Origin of the sequence: Paenibacillus sp. DS2015, from assembly GCF_050433705.1 — a bacterium.
Taxonomy (GTDB): domain Bacteria; phylum Bacillota; class Bacilli; order Paenibacillales; family Paenibacillaceae; genus Paenibacillus_AQ.
Map to the genome: position 1 here is coordinate 1 of NZ_JBNPWS010000030.1, position 17,720 is coordinate 17,720.

The 17,720-nt window shown below is 41.6% G+C and carries 17 protein-coding genes, 1 rRNA gene, 1 pseudogene and 1 riboswitch; of the genes and pseudogenes, 17 read left to right on the forward strand and 2 right to left on the reverse strand.

Annotated features, from left to right (window positions below):
* From rrf to J2T13_RS20475, 4 genes and pseudogenes are all read left to right on the forward strand, one after another.
* Positions 1–93, forward strand: a 5S ribosomal RNA gene (rrf, locus tag J2T13_RS20460); the annotation flags it as partial.
* 189 nt (positions 94–282) lie between these two features.
* The gene (locus tag J2T13_RS20465) at positions 283–1,149 is read left to right on the forward strand and encodes a sugar phosphate isomerase/epimerase family protein (RefSeq protein ID WP_429374220.1); all 867 of its coding nucleotides are present in this window, start codon (positions 283–285) and stop codon (positions 1,147–1,149) included.
* 1,305 nt (positions 1,150–2,454) lie between these two features.
* Positions 2,455–2,871, forward strand: a complete 417-nt coding sequence (locus J2T13_RS20470) for a hypothetical protein (protein ID WP_429374221.1) — start codon at positions 2,455–2,457, stop codon at positions 2,869–2,871.
* A gap of 120 nt (positions 2,872–2,991) precedes the next feature.
* A pseudogene (locus tag J2T13_RS20475) lies at positions 2,992–4,309 on the forward strand (IS3 family transposase).
* A 93-nt stretch (positions 4,310–4,402) separates the two neighbouring features.
* On the opposite strand, the gene J2T13_RS20480 reads toward J2T13_RS20475, so the two are convergent.
* On the reverse strand, positions 4,403–4,927 hold the full coding sequence (locus J2T13_RS20480) for a hypothetical protein (protein ID WP_429374222.1): 525 nt from the start codon (positions 4,925–4,927) through the stop codon (positions 4,403–4,405).
* A gap of 225 nt (positions 4,928–5,152) precedes the next feature.
* Between J2T13_RS20480 and J2T13_RS20485 the strand changes: the two genes are divergently transcribed.
* The 10 genes from J2T13_RS20485 to rsmI all read left to right on the forward strand — a co-directional run bounded on the left by J2T13_RS20485 (position 5,153) and on the right by rsmI (position 12,900).
* The gene (locus tag J2T13_RS20485) at positions 5,153–5,338 is read left to right on the forward strand and encodes a sigma factor G inhibitor Gin (RefSeq protein ID WP_429374223.1); all 186 of its coding nucleotides are present in this window, start codon (positions 5,153–5,155) and stop codon (positions 5,336–5,338) included.
* Positions 5,339–5,610: 272 nt separating this feature from the next.
* A complete protein-coding gene (locus tag J2T13_RS20490) occupies positions 5,611–7,287 on the forward strand; it encodes an aminotransferase class I/II-fold pyridoxal phosphate-dependent enzyme (RefSeq protein ID WP_429374224.1) in 1,677 nt (558 codons plus the stop codon).
* Positions 7,287–7,937: a dTMP kinase gene (gene tmk / locus J2T13_RS20495; protein ID WP_429374225.1), complete on the forward strand. Its 651-nt coding sequence runs from the start codon at positions 7,287–7,289 to the stop codon at positions 7,935–7,937. The genes J2T13_RS20490 and tmk overlap by 1 nt, the downstream gene beginning before the upstream one ends.
* Before the next feature lie 77 nt (positions 7,938–8,014).
* Positions 8,015–8,344: a cyclic-di-AMP receptor gene (locus J2T13_RS20500; RefSeq protein WP_044879173.1), complete on the forward strand. Its 330-nt coding sequence runs from the start codon at positions 8,015–8,017 to the stop codon at positions 8,342–8,344.
* A gap of 41 nt (positions 8,345–8,385) precedes the next feature.
* Complete coding sequence (locus J2T13_RS20505) at positions 8,386–8,829, forward strand: YaaR family protein (RefSeq protein ID WP_429374226.1); 444 nt, start codon at positions 8,386–8,388, stop codon at positions 8,827–8,829.
* 46 nt (positions 8,830–8,875) lie between these two features.
* Positions 8,876–9,850 carry a DNA polymerase III subunit delta' gene (gene holB, locus J2T13_RS20510; protein WP_429374227.1) on the forward strand — a complete coding sequence of 325 codons (975 nt, stop codon included), beginning with the start codon at positions 8,876–8,878 and terminating at the stop codon, positions 9,848–9,850.
* A 59-nt stretch (positions 9,851–9,909) separates the two neighbouring features.
* Positions 9,910–10,710 (forward strand): PSP1 domain-containing protein, encoded by an 801-nt coding sequence (locus J2T13_RS20515; RefSeq protein WP_429374228.1) that lies wholly within the window; start codon positions 9,910–9,912, stop codon positions 10,708–10,710.
* A 30-nt stretch (positions 10,711–10,740) separates the two neighbouring features.
* On the forward strand, positions 10,741–11,109 hold the full coding sequence (gene yabA, locus J2T13_RS20520; protein ID WP_429374229.1) for a DNA replication initiation control protein YabA: 369 nt from the start codon (positions 10,741–10,743) through the stop codon (positions 11,107–11,109).
* A 148-nt stretch (positions 11,110–11,257) separates the two neighbouring features.
* On the forward strand, positions 11,258–12,019 hold the full coding sequence (locus J2T13_RS20525) for a tRNA1(Val) (adenine(37)-N6)-methyltransferase (protein WP_429374230.1): 762 nt from the start codon (positions 11,258–11,260) through the stop codon (positions 12,017–12,019).
* Positions 12,016–12,900 carry a 16S rRNA (cytidine(1402)-2'-O)-methyltransferase gene (rsmI, locus tag J2T13_RS20530; RefSeq protein ID WP_429374231.1) on the forward strand — a complete coding sequence of 295 codons (885 nt, stop codon included), beginning with the start codon at positions 12,016–12,018 and terminating at the stop codon, positions 12,898–12,900. The genes J2T13_RS20525 and rsmI overlap by 4 nt, the downstream gene beginning before the upstream one ends.
* Before the next feature lie 211 nt (positions 12,901–13,111).
* Here the strand turns inward: rsmI and J2T13_RS20535 are convergent, their stop codons facing one another.
* Positions 13,112–13,366 carry an AbrB/MazE/SpoVT family DNA-binding domain-containing protein gene (locus tag J2T13_RS20535; RefSeq protein ID WP_429374232.1) on the reverse strand — a complete coding sequence of 85 codons (255 nt, stop codon included), beginning with the start codon at positions 13,364–13,366 and terminating at the stop codon, positions 13,112–13,114.
* Positions 13,367–13,661: 295 nt separating this feature from the next.
* Between J2T13_RS20535 and J2T13_RS20540 the strand changes: the two genes are divergently transcribed.
* The 3 genes from J2T13_RS20540 to J2T13_RS20550 all read left to right on the forward strand — a co-directional run bounded on the left by J2T13_RS20540 (position 13,662) and on the right by J2T13_RS20550 (position 17,600).
* Entirely contained in the window at positions 13,662–14,945 is a 1,284-nt protein-coding gene (locus tag J2T13_RS20540; protein ID WP_429374233.1) for an HD domain-containing protein, read from the forward strand.
* 49 nt (positions 14,946–14,994) lie between these two features.
* The gene (locus J2T13_RS20545; protein ID WP_429374234.1) at positions 14,995–15,765 is read left to right on the forward strand and encodes a TatD family hydrolase; all 771 of its coding nucleotides are present in this window, start codon (positions 14,995–14,997) and stop codon (positions 15,763–15,765) included.
* 200 nt (positions 15,766–15,965) lie between these two features.
* Positions 15,966–16,180: riboswitch (cyclic di-AMP (ydaO/yuaA leader) on the forward strand.
* 268 nt (positions 16,181–16,448) lie between these two features.
* Positions 16,449–17,600 (forward strand): 3D domain-containing protein, encoded by a 1,152-nt coding sequence (locus J2T13_RS20550; protein WP_429374235.1) that lies wholly within the window; start codon positions 16,449–16,451, stop codon positions 17,598–17,600.
* The last annotated feature ends 120 nt before the right edge of the window (positions 17,601–17,720 follow it).

Sequence of the window (17,720 nt, forward strand, 5' to 3'; positions counted from 1 at the left end):
CCACACGTACCCATCCCGAACACGACCGTTAAGCCCTCCAGCGCCGATGGTACTTGGACCGCAGGGTCCTGGGAGAGTAGGACGTCGCCAAGCAAAAACCACTGTTGATTTTATCGACAGTGGTTTTTATGTTTTGTAGACTAAACGGAGGTTTTATTTCTGAATCATGCTACGATTTAATTATTTCCTAAGCAACAATATTTGAAATGTATTGTGAAAGCGCATTCAGTTTTATCGTATTTATTATGAGGGTTGGGTTGCTCAGAAGGGATATACGAAAATATGAAATTATCTGTTTTTACAGTGTCTGTACCTGATATGACACCTACTGAATTTGCTAAAGCAGCTTCTTTAGTCGGTATAGAGGGTATAGAGTGGCGTTTTAAGGGTATACCTGAAGACGCGTTGCTTGAGGATCCATCTTTTTGGAGAAATAATCGTTGTTCTATAGATCCATCTAAGTGGGAGGCGGAGCTCCCAATCTTTACAGAGGCAGCTTTAAGCTGTGGTATGCAATCTATTGCGCTTGTCCCTTATCTTACCTGCGGTGATATGAAGTCGGCTGAACAGGCAATGCTGGTTGCTTCTCGTCTTGGGGCTTCTATGGTTAGGGTAGGCGTACCTACATATGATCGTAAGACCTCTTATAACGATCTATATGACTTGGCTACTAGATATCTTGCACAGATACAGGAGTTAGCTGAACAGTATAAGGTCAAGGCGTTAGTAGAGACACACCATAAGACAATTGCACCAAGTGCCAGTCTTGCATATAGGTTAGTTCAATCACTTAACCCTGACCGTGTGGGTGTGTTATATGACCCTGGTAATATGGTGTTCGAGGGATTCGAGAATTATCGTTTGGGTCTACAATTATTGGGTCCCTATTTAGGTCATGTTCATTTTAAGAATGCGATATGGTGTAGGAATCATCAGAGTGACACTGCAACATGGAAAGAGCAAACGTGGAAGGCTCAGTGGGCATCGATTGACAAGGGTATAGTGCCTTGGATTGAAGTGATGAGGGATTTGAAGGCTGTTGGCTATGATGGTTATGTAGGCATTGAGGACTTCAGTCAGACATATGATTCTATGGATATGTTAAAGAATAGTGCAGACCTATTTAGGCTAATACAATCAGAAATTTAGTCATAAGCAAGAAGGAAAATAATCTGGGTAACAGATGGATGAACACGATAAAACAGCAAATATAGAAGTATGTGATATGTGATATTGGAAACAGGTGTAACAATAAGAAGATAATAAGTTATCCACAATCCATAAGAGTGTTGATTAATCGTGAATATAAAGTCTAAAATGAACCTGTGGATATCTTTTATTGATAAGAGAGATACAATACAAGCCATAAGGCATAATTTAGGAGTACTATTAATTAGTGCGTTATGTATTTCAATTGATGTGAGAATATAAAACAAAGAATAAGAAAAGAATGGTAATGGGGATTTTTTTTATTCTGCCGGTTGGTAAAGATTTCATGTTTCTTATGCGTCGAAGAATCAAAGATCTAAGTTTGTTCTCAAATTGAGTTTGGATATACTTCTAAAACAAGGCATGATTTTATATAGAGCGGATCATCATGTTGGACAAGTACCTTATGTTTGAACTATCCTTCATTTTGGCTATGTATTGTCCTGAGTATATAAGTAGTAAATGAGTTCCTATTAGGGTCTTTACTTTGTGGACTTGAATAATAATGTTATTAGCGTATCTTTTTATCGCCCGATTACAAATATGGAATTCACTTGTTTCTAAGTCCTTTGTATGATTTGATTAAGTGATAAGGTCTATAGGTTAGAACGCTTTATTGACGGATATATGACCTGTCACATGCTTGGTGCCGTCTTGTATTAGGTCGAAATGGGAGAACGAGAATATCGTTCTAATAAAAAGGCCTATGTGTCATAGTTCTCACTAATCTTGAAGATCACTATATTAATGAGGTGGGGATATAGGAAATAGGATGAATGAATCCACCGGTGTACTTAATGAAACTATTTAGGCACCTATAATTAAGGGATGAAAGGAAAGAGGCTTCTTAAAAACTTAGCTGGTGACTGATTAATTAAGCGAAGCTTTATATTCGTGTGAGATTCAGACGTTCTGTACCGGAGGTTAGGTAAGTAGACTGGATTCAAGTGATTGTTTTATAGTAGTATATTTTTAAACTGGGGGTAGGTCTTACGATAGACGAAGATTGAGGTAAAACGATGATATAATCGCATCACTCATCTATAGAAATTATACGATAATTATGCAAGTAATAGAGAGTTACCGTTGAAGAATGTAACATTTTTGTTACCGATGGTCATAGGGGAGCAAGTATAATAATAAAGTATAAAAAGGGGACACCCATCTCCTAACGAAGACAGATGGTGCTAACAAGGCAGAATGAAAACTTTCGCAGGTGTTGCGAAATGGTTAAGGAGGACATACATGCGTGGAAAAACATGGCTACGTGCTCTCGTTCTGTTGTGTATGATAATGATGGTTCTTACCGGATGCAATAGTTCTGAAATTTCTTGGGATTCCTATGAGGGTGCAGCTAACGAAAAAACGTTCCCCGTACCTAACGTAGCAAGCAAGACAGATCGGCCTACTGGAAATTCGGAGTTGAATTACGTTCGTTACTCGCTGCCAGGACTAAAGGAAAAGGAAGGTATTCCTGATGTCTATTTGCAAACCATTAATGAATGGGGTTGGCAGGAGAATGAAGATGAGCAGAGCGATGCATCACGAGTTTTTATTAAGGACAATCGTGTGGTTCAAATAACGATTCATGATGATTTCTTTATGATTATGGTGCCTAAAAATGCTGATAAGTCCGTCATACGTAGTCTGGAAAATAAATAGTTCGGAACAAAAAGAAGATTCTCTTTCTATACTGGTACCCATACACTGGACACTTTTAAAAAAGGTGTTTAGTGTATGGGTACTTTTTTGTATACTGGAATGAATAGTGGGGGCGAGTGTATGAGTAAAAAATACTTTAATAAATATGAACAAGAACAGTTATCTAACAACCCGTACGTCTTACGTGCCAGTGAAAAATCAATTACGTATGCAGATGAATTCAAGAGGCTGTTCATCGAACAATACATGTTAAGGAGAACGCCAAGAGAGATCTTCGAATCAAGTGGGTTTCCTGTTGAGGTTCTCGGGATGAAGCGCATCGAACAGTGCGCAGATCGCTGGAAGAAAGGTTATGAGAAAGATGGAATTATTGGGCTTGCAGACTCACGTAAAGAAGCCGTGCTGCGCCCTTCAAAACAGAATTTATCCTCTGACGAGATCATTGCCAGACAAGAAGCGAAGATTAGGCTTCTGGAGGCTCAGCTTGAATACGTAAAAAAGTCAGACAGGAACGAAAGGAGGCTGTTAGCAAACAGAAAAAATCTAAACCAGAGTGAGTGTTTTAAATTGATTCAAGAGGCTGTTCAACAAGGCTTAGGACGAATGACACGCTACCTCTGCCAGCTACTAAACGGGGTATTACAACTACTTAAGCTCTGCTAACAAACGCCACAAGCATGCACAGGCGGATGAGCAAGCAGGCGCACTCATTAAGAAGGCATTCAAGCGAAGAGGTTACAAAAAGGGCGCCAGATCAATTAAGATGACGTTGGAAAACGAATATGATACGTGTTACAACCTGAAGCGTATTCGAAGGCTCATGAAAAAGTTTAACCTCGTATGTCCTCATCGGAAATCTAATCCGTATCGGCTTATGGCCAAAGCCACACAAGAACATCGTACGCTTCCTAATAAGCTGAAGAGGGACTTCAAGCAAGGCATCCCTGGTCTTGTCTTGCTCACCGACATTACCTATCTTCCGTATGGGAAATCACAGACGGCTTATTTATCGACCATTCTGGATGCCTCCACAGGTGAACTGCTAGCTCATAACCTCTCCGAGTCTCTCCAACTGCCTTTAGCTACAGAAACCATTCAAATACTAATGAGACAAAAGCGCTTGAAGCTCCATAAGGAGGCCTTCGTCCATTCCGATCAAGGGTGCCACTATACGAGTCCAGTCTACCAAGGATTATTGAAGCAAAAGGGCCTTGGACAGTCGATGTCACGGAGAGGAAACTGCTGGGACAATGCTCCGCAGGAGTCCTATTTTGGGCATATGAAGGATCATGTGAAGAGTCGAACTTGTATGACTTTTGCCGAAGTGAAACAAGAAATTAATCGTTATATCCGTTATTATAATCATCATCGATATCAATGGGGACTAAAAAAGATGACTCCTGTACAGTACAGGAATCATCTATTAAATCTAGCCTAACCCTCTTTTTTCAAGTGTCCTTGACAGTGGGTCCAGTTTATTCATTATTAGAAAGGGGATCTTCTTTTTATTCTGAAGCCTCGGGATATACCTTTATTGCTGGTAGTAGGAAATGTCTTTATCGTTAAATTTAATCATGCCATCTTTTCTCTTACGGGATAGTTTTGCATAGATATATAGTTTCGGTAGTATGTACCAGACATGCCAGAATAAAAAGGAAATGATAAAGGATACTGGAGACCAGAAGATAAGGATAATAGGAACAACTAAGCCAATCCATCCCGTATGGAAATAAACTTTACGAAATAAAGAATAGCTAATGTGTTGATTAGGCATGTAGCCAAGCCAAGGTAACTTGAGGGAAAACCCCCATCTTTTATGATAATGAAATCCTGCAATTAATAATACAGAACGAGATATGACATATTGAATCCATAGAACAATGGGTGCAGCTAAAATAAAATAAAAAATACTTGTCCAGTGAAGCAAAGTGACTTCCATAATCAATGCGATACAGGGAAGAAGCATGTAGCACATCAGTAATGTCTTGGATACGGGTACTTTTTTAATAAGTTTGTATTGATAAAAGGTGGCGCTCGCTTCGGTTTCTCCTATCATATAACACTACTCTCCTCCTTGAGGTTTCTTATAATAAATATATCGGTTAATGAGTAGTTTTTGTAAAGATATAAACGGTACAGACACTTCATAAGAGTGGGCTGAATACACATGTTAAGGTAATGGTCGCCCTGATCATGAGAATATGAAAGTTCTATGAAAAGGTTTAAAATAATAGAAACTGTAGCATACTGATAGGAAAAGAGACAAGGTGGGATGGTTGATATGGAAAATCAAACCGAACACGTCTGTATTATTTGCGGGCAAGATAAAGAAGAGGGAATACGTATTCTTTCTCAATTTATTTGCGAGGCTTGCGAATCGGAAATGGTGCATACGAATGCGGAGGAAGTCAGATATCGTTTTTTTATTCATCAAATGAAACAAATTAGTGAGCAGGTTAATGTATAGAAATAGGATAGCAAGAATAGGGAGCAGCCTCGAGCTGCTCTTTTTTTAGAATAATTAGAAAGTATAACGATATGTTGGGTGAACCGATTTTGTTCTATGGATGATGTATTAGCTTACCCTTTGCTTAATGGAGGGGAATGGGTTTGTGATGTAGGTTAAGAGATTATACAATAGAAGAAGGTAATGAATAAATGACCGTTAAGCATAGGCGGAATGTCTGAATTGCGCTAAAATAGCGTATATACCTATGTATGAAGGGAATCAGGCAATTCATGTCTATAAAATGTAGAAAAGCAGTGACTGTCCTAAATGAAGACATAGCTAGTCTTCGTGATATAAAGTGTGACGAACATCAAGTAGGATATGATATTCAAGAGAGTGAACTAGCTAGTAGTGTACCTCTATATGAGGCTTTAATAGAATATACGCAGAGAGATGATGATTCTTTTCATGTCCCTGGTCATAAAAATGGTCAAGCTTATACTTCTTATGGTGGGGCTGGATTATTGTCGGATGTGATGAAGATAGATGTTACAGAAATTACAGGTACGGATGATCTCCATCATCCAGAGGGTATTATTCGTGATGCGCAGTTGCTAGCGGCAAAATGTTTTGGTTCAGAGGAGAGCTATTTTCTCGTAGGTGGTAGTACGGTAGGGAACTTGGCGTTGATCTTAACCGTGTGTGGTCCAGCGGATGTGTTATTGGTCCAGCGGAATGTGCATAAATCCGTGCTTCATGGTCTGATGTTAGCGGGAGCACAAGCGGTGTTCTTGCAACCGGAAGTCGACCCAACGACTAGACTAGCGATTGCGCCCTCTAATGAGACGGTGGAACAAGCTTTACTCGCTTATCCAGAAGCTAAGGGTGTACTTGTTACGATGCCTAATTATTATGGTATGGGTAGCGACCTTGCGACGATGGCAGACATTTGTCATCGCTATCATGTTCCTTTACTTGTGGATGAGGCACATGGTGCTCATTATGGTCAGCATCCAGAGCTACCGCCAAGTGCACTGTCTTGCGGAGCCGATGGTGTCGTGCAGTCAACACACAAGATGCTAGCCGCGCTCACGATGGGCGCGATGCTGCATGTGCAGGGTGAACGGATCGACCGCGCTCTGCTTCGGCAGCGGCTCGCGATGGTCCAGAGCTCCAGCCCATCATACCCCGTGATGGCTTCGCTGGACCTAGCCCGCCGCCAGCTGCACGTGGGGGGCGCAGGCACCTTCACGGCGGGGCTCGCCGCCGTGGAGGCCTTCAAGCGCGGGCTCGCGGAGCTGCCGCGCTTCGGGCTGCTGCAGCCGCCGCAGCCCGGGGAGGCGTCCGCCGGCAACGCCGCGGCGGGCAGTGCAGCGCCGCCGCTAGCTTCGCTTGCGGCGTATGCGACGCAGGACCCCTTTAAGGTCGTCATATATGACGACTCCGGGGTCCTGAGCGGCTACGAGCTTCAACGCCGCTTAGAGTCGCGCGGCTGCATCCCTGAGATGAGCGACGCGTGGCATGTCGTCTTGCTCTTTAGTGTGGGATCCACAATGAAGGATGCTAGGCACCTTTTGGAGGTTGTACAGCATATATCTATAGAAATGGATGATGCCCACGGGCGATATGAACGGGGCATAGTTAATAACACTAATGCTGTCGAATTTTCCACGTGGAACATTTTTTTGGGAAATTACTCACTTCCTGTTCCTTTTGGACTCGCATCAACACCTACAGAAATGATTGAACCTGTATTATTAGAAGAGTGTGCAGGGAGAACTGCAGCAGAGATGATTACTCCGTATCCGCCAGGTATACCCATATTATATGCGGGTGAGGAAATCACAGCTAAGGTTAGTCAGCAATTAATGACAATTGCCAAAGCGGGGGCTAAATGCCAGGGAGCTGCTGATCCGAAACTGCACACCATCAATGTCTATAAAAGGGTTAGAAAGCAGGAAAAATAATGAACGAAAATCGTGTAAGAGGTAAATTTATTACTCTAGAGGGTGGCGAAGGATCGGGTAAGACAACCGTCATTAGTCGATTAAGTGCTTATTTAGACAGACGATCTCTGACTCATCTTCTTACAAGGGAACCTGGTGGGATTGAGATATCCGAGAAAATCCGTGATATTATTCTTGATCCCCATAATACAGCGATGGATGCAAGGACAGAGGCCTTACTCTATGCTGCTGCAAGGCGTCAGCATTTAGTCGAAAAGGTAGAACCGGCACTAAAGGCGGGTAATATTGTTCTGTGTGATCGTTTTGTAGATAGCAGCCTTGTGTATCAGGGATATGCTCGGGGACTTGGAATTGAGGAAGTGTGGAACATGAACCAGTTTGCAATTGACTCTCTTCTACCTGATGTAACATTCTACTTAGATATTGAGCCAGAGCTTGGCTTATCTCGCATTGCTGCTAGTATGGAGCGGGAAGTGAATCGCCTCGATTTAGAAGGGCTAGCGTTTCATCACAAGGTTCGCGAGGGTTATAGAAAGCTAGTGGAACTATATTCAGATCGAATGATTGTGATTGATGCATCGCAAACACCAGAACAGATAGAAAAAGACATTATTCAAGCGATGGAGAAGGGTATTTTAAAGGATTTATAATGATCTCTGTCAAATAGTGTAGTATAGAAGAGGCAATAGTCGTTATTGACCCTATTATAATGAGGAGGGAATGCAAGATGAAGCTAATCGTTGCGATTGTTCAGGATAAGGATAGCAACAGACTATCAGGAGAATTGGTGAAGGCTAATTTTCGTGCTACGAAACTTGCTAGTACAGGAGGGTTCTTGCGTGCAGGTAATACCACATTTATGATCGGGGTAGACGACAATCAGATAGAGTCTGTAATGAGTGTTATTAATAAGAGCTGCAAGGTACGTGAACAGTTGGTTACACCCGTAACACCTATGAGTGGGACAACAGATTCGTACTTGCCACTTCCAGTAGAAGTTCAAGTAGGTGGGGCAACGGTGTTCGTATTGCCTGTAGAGCGTTTTGAGCATTTTTAATCTATTTCTTTCATGGTTATAATGAAGGCAGGTGCTATTCTTTGAAAATAAATCCAGGTTATAGACCTATTAAAAGTGAGCTTCCTATTACGGAGAGCGGATCTAAACCCATTCCTCAACAGTCATTCTCTGATGTTATTCAACAAAAAGGACAGCAAGCTACACAGGAAGAATTAGGACGTCGCTTTAAAGAAATTCAAATGCAGGGTGATCGTCTGGCTCGATCCATGACGATTCGAGAATTGAAAGCCTATCGCTCGATGGTCAAACGATTTCTTGAAGATACTGTTCGCCAGGCTATTACGATGAAGGATACTCGTGGCTGGGACCGACGGGGTCGTGGCAAACGTTATAAATTAATTGATGAGATCGATTCTGCATTACTAGCCATGGCAGAGGAGCTTTTAGAGAGTGAAGAAGGTAAAATCGATTTGCTGCAGCGTATGGGTGAAATTCGTGGTATGCTGATTAACTTAAGCTTCTAACACCCAGCAGGCGAATTGCAGAGTTAATACTAGGAAGTGAGAATGTATGCCTTTTAACGATATTATAGGTCAGGATGCTGTGAAGCAACTGCTTCAGAATGGACTACGCAAGGATCATGTGAGCCACGCTTATTTATTTAGTGGTCCTGGAGGTAGTGGACAGCTGAAGACAGCAATAACCTTTGCACAGGCGATCTTCTGTACCGAATGTAAGGATGATGCCTGTGGGCATTGTCTAGAGTGTCGCAAAGTGGAACATGGTAATCATGCAGATCTACATCTAATTTCTCCCGACGGGGCTTCGATTAAAATTGAGCAGATCCGTGGATTACAGCGGGTCTTTTCCTATCGTTCGGAATCTAAAAATCCGAAAGTATATATTATCGATCAAGCGGACAAAATGACAAATCAAGCTGCAAACAGTTTGCTGAAGTTTCTGGAAGAACCTCCAATTCCTGCAGTCGCTATTCTGATTGCCGAGAATGGACAAGCTATGCTGCCGACGATTCAATCAAGGACGCAGAGGGTTCCTTTTAGCCCACTTAGCCCTGCGATGATGTTCCAAGTTTTGAGTGATGAAGGCTATCCTTCGCCACTAATTCGCTGTGCAGTTCATTTATCCTCAGGATTGGAAGGATGTAGGACACTCCTTGAACAGAATACGTTTGCAGAAATTAGAAATGTAGTGTTACAATTAGGTAAGGAGTGTATAGGCAAAGGCAGCTCGCCCTTTATCACTATGGGGACTAAGTTGTTTAAGGCTGGGCTCTCAGATCACTTGGATATTTTGTTTAACTTATTCCATTTGTGGTTCAAAGATATGCTTCATGTTCAATATGAAAGGCACGAAAGTATCGTTTTTATAGATCAGCTAGAGTTCTTGACGTCACATGCTTCAACACGAACGACGGCACAGTGGATCTCCTATATGGATCTAGCCGCCGAAAGTAAAAAGAAGCTACGTTATAATGTGAATGCTCAACTCTGTCTGGAACAGTTTCTAATTGGGCTGGGTGGATAATAATCCAGTAGCTCGAAGTTTACGGTATCACCATGATGTGATGCAAGGGGGTTAGTTTTTTGTACAGTGTAGTGGGTGTGCGCTTCAAAAAAGCTGGTAAAATATATTATTTTGATCCATTGGACTTTCCAATTTTGAAAGACAATAGCGTGATCGTTGAGACAGCGCGCGGGATTGAATATGGCAAAGTTGTGGTTGGGAAAAAAGAGGTGCAAGAATCGGATGTGGTATTACCACTGAAAAAGGTTATCCGAATCGCCAGTGAATCTGACGCTGTTATAGTGGAGGAGAATCAAACGGCGGCCAAGGATGCATTTGCTACCTGTTTAAATAAAATTCGAGACCACGAACTTAAAATGAAGCTCGTTGATGTAGAATTTACGTTTGACCGGAATAAAATTATATTTTATTTCACAGCTGAAGGAAGAGTGGATTTTCGAGAGCTTGTCAAAGACCTTGCGAGTATTTTTCGAACAAGGATTGAACTTAGACAGATCGGTGTACGGGATGAAGCCAAAATGTTGGGTGGTATTGGCCCATGTGGACGAATTCTATGCTGCTCCTCTTGGCTCGGAGATTTCGAACCAGTATCAATCAAGATGGCGAAGGATCAGCGCTTGTCGCTAAATCCAACTAAAATTTCCGGTTTGTGTGGAAGACTCATGTGTTGCCTCAAGTTTGAGCATGATAATTACGAAAGTGTAAGAGAAGAACTGCCGGCAGTCGGGAAATTCGTCGTTACTTCTTTAGGTGACGGTAAGGTAGTTGGTATTAATGCGGGTAGTCGTAGTGTTCATGTTCAAATATTTGAACTTGGCAAAGTTAAAGAACTTCCAATGGATGATGTTGTCATCAAGTAGACCATAGAAGGTTACTTTCGGGGTGGAAACTTGGAGAAGAAAAATGTATTTCTACGCATGCAGGAAATGGAAGCACAAATGGGACAAATGCACAGTAATTTGGGTGAACTGAAGCTGGTCATCAAGGAGCTATTGGAGGATAATAACCGACTAATTCTTGAGAATGAACAACTTCGCAAAATTCTAAAAAGAGAAGTACAGCCTGCTGAAAATGGAGTCGTTAGTTCTTCGCCGACGCATGCCTCAGTAGATCTTATTCTACCAGAGGACGTTGTAGGTGAAGGATATGATAACCTCGCTAGGTTGTATCATGAAGGCTTCCATATTTGTAATGTCTATTATGGACACTTACGAACAGAAGGCGATTGTCTATTTTGTCTTTCCTTTTTGAATAAATAACAAGCCGTAGGGAATTTGCCTACGGTTTTTTTAAATATTAGAAAGATTATACGGTACTAATGTTTCATTAATAAACAAATGTCGTCCTTGTGGGAAGGCAAAGTCGTTTTTACTTGCTTAATAAATATGAATTGTAAGGATTGAGTGTATGAATATAGAGAATATTAATTTACAAGAGTCGGAACGCGTGGATGATTTACTTACACACGATCTCCATATTATCCAAAGTGACGAAGTGTTCAGTTTCTCCATGGATGCTGTTCTGTTAGCACGATTTGCTAGTGTCCCACCTAAAGGTCGTATCCTTGATTTATGTACCGGAAATGGTGTTATTCCACTATTACTAACTTCAAGAACGAAGGCGTATATAGAGGGTATTGAGATTCAACCCAGGCTAGCTGATATGGCACGGAGAAGCGTGCAGCTTAATCATCTAGAAGAGTCAATTCTCATTAGAGAAGGGGATTTACGGGAACTACATACGGAGACAGGACATGGTGTATATGATGCGATTACTGTTAACCCTCCTTATATGCCGCTGAATGGGAGTGACATGAAACTGAATTCACACCATGCGCTAGCTCGTCATGAAATTAATTGTACATTAGATGAAGTATTACAAGCCTGCTCACGTCTTGTTCGTCCAGGTGGCAAAGTCAATATGGTACATAAGCCGCAACGCTTAGGTGAGTTAATGACTTTAATGCGAACCTATAGACTTGAGCCGAAGCGAATTCGCTTCGTTCATCCTCGTGCTCACCTAGAGGCGAATATGGTGCTTATTGAAGCTCTTCGTGATGGTAAACCGGAGGTAAGAATTCTACCACCGCTGATTGTATATAATGATCAGAATGAATACTGCCAAGAGATGTTAGATATCTATTACGGATCAAAAGAGGGAGAACTATGAGTCTAATTAGGCAAAGCAGCTTTCAGGAAAAAGAGGCGGTTGTAAGTGGATCGTTGTATCTTGTAGCGACACCCATTGGTAATTTAGAGGATATGACTTTTCGTGCTGTGCGGATATTAAAGGAGTGCGACATTATTGCAGCGGAAGATACAAGACAGACGCGTAAACTATTAACCCATTTTGATATCTCACCTTCTATGCTGTTCAGTTACCATGAGCATAATAAAGCTGCAAGTGGACCTGAACTCATTAGATATATAATAGAAGGAAAAAATTTAGCGCTGGTCAGCGATGCAGGACTACCGGCTATTTCGGACCCTGGATCAGACCTTGTTAAATTGGCGCTCGAAGCAGGAGTACGGGTCATTCCCATTCCAGGTGCCAACGCTGCGCTTACGGCTCTTATTGCATCAGGAATTTCAACTGAAAGATTTACTTTTGTTGGATTCCTACCTCGAGAGCGAAAGGATATTAAATCGTTGTTATCAACGCTTAAATCCTCTCAAGGGACATTGCTGTTCTATGAATCTCCACATCGTGTCATAAAGACGCTAGGATTCTTACTGGAGTCGCTAGGAAATCGACGAATTGTACTTGCTAGGGAATTAACGAAAAGATATGAAGAATGGGTACGTGGAAGCGTGGAAGAGTGTCTAACATGGTTAGAGAGCCATCCACCCATTGGAGAGTACGTGCTTGTTGTAGATGGTGCAAGCGAAGAAGAGGAGCAAAAGCTTAGAGATGCGTGGTGGCAGGAGTTATCTTTGGAAGATCACGTCGATCGTTACGAGAAGGAGGGTATGTCGCGAAAAGATGCCATGAAGAAAGTGGCTGCGGATCGTGGGGTAACGAAGCGGGATATCTATAATTCGTTACTATAAGGATATACGAATTCGTCGTCCTCATAGGACGACAATCGTTTCCTTTGCCCTTAAGACATAAGGTATGATGACGCGACAATGATAGGAATCAATCATATGTTTACAAAAAAATGTCCCCCTCGGGCTCTGAGTTAAGCCTGCGGAAGACATCAAGGAGATATTTAAAGGTTAGAATTAACAATTTAATTATTGCTAGTATACACTATTCTGTTTAGATTGTCACGGGTACTGGAATTTCTGAGATACATTCATTGCAAACGATTTTACCTTTGAAATATATAACATTTTCTGCATTGCCACAGAAGATGCAAGCTGGCTCGTATTTTTTCAACATAATGCGTTCGCCATCTACGTAAATTTCAAGAGCATCTTTCTCTCCAATACCTAGTGTACGACGCAATTCGATTGGGATAACAACCCGTCCAAGCTCGTCTACTTTTCTTACAATCCCAGTTGATTTCATCATACTAATCATTGCTCCTCTCGCGATTATTTATAATGTCATAATTCGACATACTTCTCGCTTTTATGATATTCATAATACCAACGATTCCCAAAACAGTCAACCTGTAAAATCGTTTTTTTTTAATTTTTTTTAAGAAGTACCGCTAGTCGACTGTTAGAAGCATATAAGATAGGGTTAAAGATAAGAATGCGAGATATGTCGATTTGGAAATTAGACATTCGCCAGCTTTAGACATGATTCGACAAAAGATGTCGAAAAACAGCCGATTTATGATCAAAAAAGGAGTTGATGAAGTATGTTAGGTCGTCTAAATGAGGAAAAAGTATTCAAAGACCCGGTCCATAATTATATCCATGTTGAAGATGCGACCATTTGGCGCTTGATTAATACATCAGAATTTCAACGGTTGCGTAGAATACGCCAATTAGGGACTTCCTATTTAACTTTCCATGGGGCAGAACATAGTCGATTCTCTCATTCACTTGGGGTCTATGAAATCACGCGTCAAATTATTTCATTATTTGAAAGGAACCATTATACGGATTGGCCGAAGGAAGAAAAGTTATTAACTCTTTGTGCTGCGCTTTTGCATGATTTAGGTCATGGACCCTTTTCTCATTCTATAGAAGAAGCCTTTCATATGAATCATGAGGACTGGACTTGCCGCATTATTATGGGGAATACTGAAGTACATGACATTCTGAGTGAGGTAGATCCTGAACTACCAGCAAAAGTAGCCTCGGTCATTGCCAAAACGTATGATAAGCCTATCGTCGTTAACCTGGTATCAAGTCCATTAGATGCCGATCGTATGGATTACTTGCTACGCGACGCGTATTATACGGGTGTAAATTATGGTACGATCGATGTTGATCGTATTATAAGAATGTTAAGGCCTTATCAGGATCGCATCGTTGTAAAAGAATCGGGTATGCATGCGGTGGAGGATTATTTGATGTCCCGCTATCAAATGTACTGGCAGGTATATTTTCATCCAGTAACGCGTAGTTCAGAAATTTTACTTCGCCAAATCTTTCGCCGGGCGAAAGAACTTTACAGAGATCGCTTCAAATTTAAATTTATGCTGAAGCCATTGCAAGGGCTGTTTGAGGATAATGTGACGGTCGAGTTATACCTTCAAATGGATGAAGCACTCCTTCAGACTGCATTTATGCAGTGGATTGGAGAGGAAGATAACATACTAAGTGAGCTTTGCAGTAGATTTATACATCGCAGGCTGTATAAATATGTAGAATTGGAAATGTTGGATGCCAATATGATTAGCGAAATTAGACAAGAGTTTCTAAAGGTAGGTCTAAATCCAGATTACGATCTCGAGAGTGACTTCCCTACGGACCTCCCTTATGATGTTTTCCATCCAGGGGATGAGGCCAGTCAGAAACAAATTTTGCTATTGGATCGACAGGATGGTCTGAGGGAAATTTCTGAAGTATCAGATATTGTGCGTTCCATTAGTGGAATACACCGAGGGAAGAACCACCTCTATTATCCCGAAGAAAAGCTCAAAGATGTATTAACGCTGTTCTCACCTGCTGTTGCCCGTATATTTAAGTTATAGATAGTCTATTTAATACCAACAAGAGATCGACATGAAAGGAGTTTTTAGGATGATGTTATTTGACACACATACGCATCTGGATGCATTACAATTCGACGAGGACCGCGAAGAGGTGATTGCGAATGCTCTAAAGGCAGGAGTAGGTAAAATGATTAACGTTGGCTTTAATCGAGAAACCATTCCTACAACCATGAAGTTGGCTGAGCAATATGATTTCATTTATGCGGCCGTGGGTTGGCACCCTCAAGATGCCATTACCATGAAGGAAGAAGACATGGCGTGGATCGCCTCTTTATGTAAGCATGATAAAGTGGTAGCCATTGGTGAAATAGGGCTTGATTATTATTGGGATACCTCGCCTAAGGATGTACAGCATCGCGTATTTCGTCAGCAGATTGGACTAGCTCGCGAGCTGAATATGCCCATTGTTATTCATAATCGTGATGCTCACGAAGATGTCGTTAGAATTTTGCGTGAGGAGAAGGCGAGTGAAGTTGGAGGGGTTATGCATTCTTATTCAGGTAGCTGGGAAACTGCCAAGTTATGTCTAGATATGGGATTTCATTTATCCTTTGGAGGACCGATCACATTCAAGAATGCGAAGCAGCCAAAAGAGGTTTTACAACAGGTGCCAATGGATCGATTATTGATTGAAACGGATGCTCCATATTTGACACCCCATCCATTTCGTGGAAAGAGAAATGAATCTGCTCATGTAAGACTAGTGGCAGAGGCAGCTGCGCTAATTAAAGGGATTGACATCGAAGAATTAGCCCAAATAACTACTCAAAATGCACTGGATCGTTTTGGCATTTTGTGAAAAAGAGAGTAAAACAGGTGAAAAGACGAGTATAAGCGAATGATTAAGGTTTTTTAACTATATTAAGCGAGAATATTACATTATTTTAACCATTTATTCAGATTTTTGTGGTTGATTACTCCTTTACAACATGCATAGAAACAGGATATCATCTTTTCAGTGGTATGAGCGGCTCTATATTAGAGCGGCAATATTTTCCTGAACCAGTCTCGCTGAGTCTCTTGTATAAGAGAACGGGGAAACCAATATGACAGGACACTTCACAAACTTGTGATGATGATGGCATATATGATTTCTTTACTAGGGTCTAGGGGTGAATTTGAAGGCATGCGCCATGAGCGTGTGACCTAAGATAGGGCGGCTCTCTTTCGTCCAAACCCGACAGCTAACCTCGTAAGCGTTATGAAGAGAGGCAACCTCGTGCATACATTCCAATTGTTCTAACAATTACGGAAGCCACGAAAGAGTTCCTCTAACTCTTTCTTTTGGCTTCTTTTGTTTTAGAATAAAGGCAATGATGTCATCATACTGTTGTTTAACAGGAGGTGACAACCATGTCGAGCAGACGGGTACATGATGCAGGACAATCTCACGTTACGCGTCCTGTAAAAATTTAAAAATAGTCACGTCAATTACAATCATGCATTATCTTAGACGGCGAGGCTATGAAGGAGGATCGGAAAGTGGGCGGTTTTCAACAAGAAGAAACCCATGATTCACCATCATCCAGCATGACTTACGCATTGCGATGGAAGCATGAGTATTTAACTAAGATCTCACTTGCAGCTATTATTTCAATCGCAATTACTCTTTTGGTTTTGCTGCTTGTTAGTTTTCAAGCACGCAAACAAGTGTATCTGGTGGTAGATGGTCAAGTTAAAGCAGTGGAAACAAGTCGGGTAATACTTCAGGAAATGCTGGATGAAGAGGCTATTATACTGAAGCCAGAAGATCAAGTTTCTATGCCGTTGAATGGTTCACTTGTAGACGGGGACAAAATAGTTATTCGCCGTGCAATCGAGATTCAAGTGACATCAGATGGTCAAACGAAGACTAGATTTACAACTAAGAACACAGTGAAAGGCGCTATGGAAGAATTAGGACTTTCACTAGAGAGCGATGATAAAGTATTTCCTTCTCTGACCACATCGGTCACGGATAATATGAATATTAAGATCGTTCGGATTAATAAACAAACTGTACAACGCACAGAGAAAGTACCTTTTCGGATTATCAAGACAGCAGATGCAACGGTCCTGAAGGGCAAAGTCAAAGTGGTACAGCAGGGACAGACCGGAACGGTCATTCAAAATATTGAAAAAATATACCAAGATGGTAAGCTGGTATCTATGCGTATGGTAGGCAAAGAAGTGCAGGCCGTGGCGCAGCATAAAGTAATCGCAGTAGGAACAAAGGTAGAAGCACCGAAGGTGGTTGTGGCTAAAGCTGAGGTTAAGCCTAAGAGCACTATTACCAAAGTAAGCTCCAACAATCAGGTGAGTAAGGCAGGTGTCGATTTCACTTACAAGAAAGTGCTGAATAATGTATCGATGACTGCCTATTCATCAGAGGAACCTGGGATAGGTACTCGCACTGCTTCGGGTACTCGTGTAACAGAAGGACGTACGATTGCTGTTGATCCTAATGTGATTCCATTAGGGTGGTGGGTTTACATTGAAGGCATGGGCTTCCGCCGAGCAGAAGATACGGGTGGTGCGATCAAGGGGAATAAGATCGATATGTACTTCGACTCTCTACAAAATGCACGCGACTTCGGTCGTAAATCGGGCAGAACAGTCTATGTAATAGGACCTGTAAAGCCAGAGCTTAACTAATGTTGCTCGGGTTTTACAACAGCTTTCTAATGTTATAATATTAAGATCATTGTTATGTCATGCTAAGAAGAGGTGTATTCCTCTTCTTTTTGTTGTTGTCTTGTCCAGGGAGGAATATTC

Bases quoted from the DNA above. Each gene is read 5' to 3' on its own strand.
- J2T13_RS20465 (WP_429374220.1), top strand. From the start codon at position 283: ATGAAATTATCTGTTTTTACAGTGTCTGTACCTGATATGACACCTACT.
- J2T13_RS20470 (WP_429374221.1), top strand. From the start codon at position 2,455: ATGCGTGGAAAAACATGGCTACGTGCTCTCGTTCTGTTGTGTATGATA.
- J2T13_RS20480 (WP_429374222.1), bottom strand. From the start codon at position 4,927: ATGATAGGAGAAACCGAAGCGAGCGCCACCTTTTATCAATACAAACTT.
- J2T13_RS20485 (WP_429374223.1), top strand. From the start codon at position 5,153: ATGGAAAATCAAACCGAACACGTCTGTATTATTTGCGGGCAAGATAAA.
- J2T13_RS20490 (WP_429374224.1), top strand. From the start codon at position 5,611: ATGTCTATAAAATGTAGAAAAGCAGTGACTGTCCTAAATGAAGACATA.
- tmk (WP_429374225.1), top strand. From the start codon at position 7,287: ATGAACGAAAATCGTGTAAGAGGTAAATTTATTACTCTAGAGGGTGGC.
- J2T13_RS20500 (WP_044879173.1), top strand. From the start codon at position 8,015: ATGAAGCTAATCGTTGCGATTGTTCAGGATAAGGATAGCAACAGACTA.
- holB (WP_429374227.1), top strand. From the start codon at position 8,876: ATGCCTTTTAACGATATTATAGGTCAGGATGCTGTGAAGCAACTGCTT.
- J2T13_RS20525 (WP_429374230.1), top strand. From the start codon at position 11,258: ATGAATATAGAGAATATTAATTTACAAGAGTCGGAACGCGTGGATGAT.
- rsmI (WP_429374231.1), top strand. From the start codon at position 12,016: ATGAGTCTAATTAGGCAAAGCAGCTTTCAGGAAAAAGAGGCGGTTGTA.
- J2T13_RS20535 (WP_429374232.1), bottom strand. From the start codon at position 13,366: ATGATGAAATCAACTGGGATTGTAAGAAAAGTAGACGAGCTTGGACGG.
- J2T13_RS20540 (WP_429374233.1), top strand. From the start codon at position 13,662: ATGTTAGGTCGTCTAAATGAGGAAAAAGTATTCAAAGACCCGGTCCAT.
- J2T13_RS20545 (WP_429374234.1), top strand. From the start codon at position 14,995: ATGATGTTATTTGACACACATACGCATCTGGATGCATTACAATTCGAC.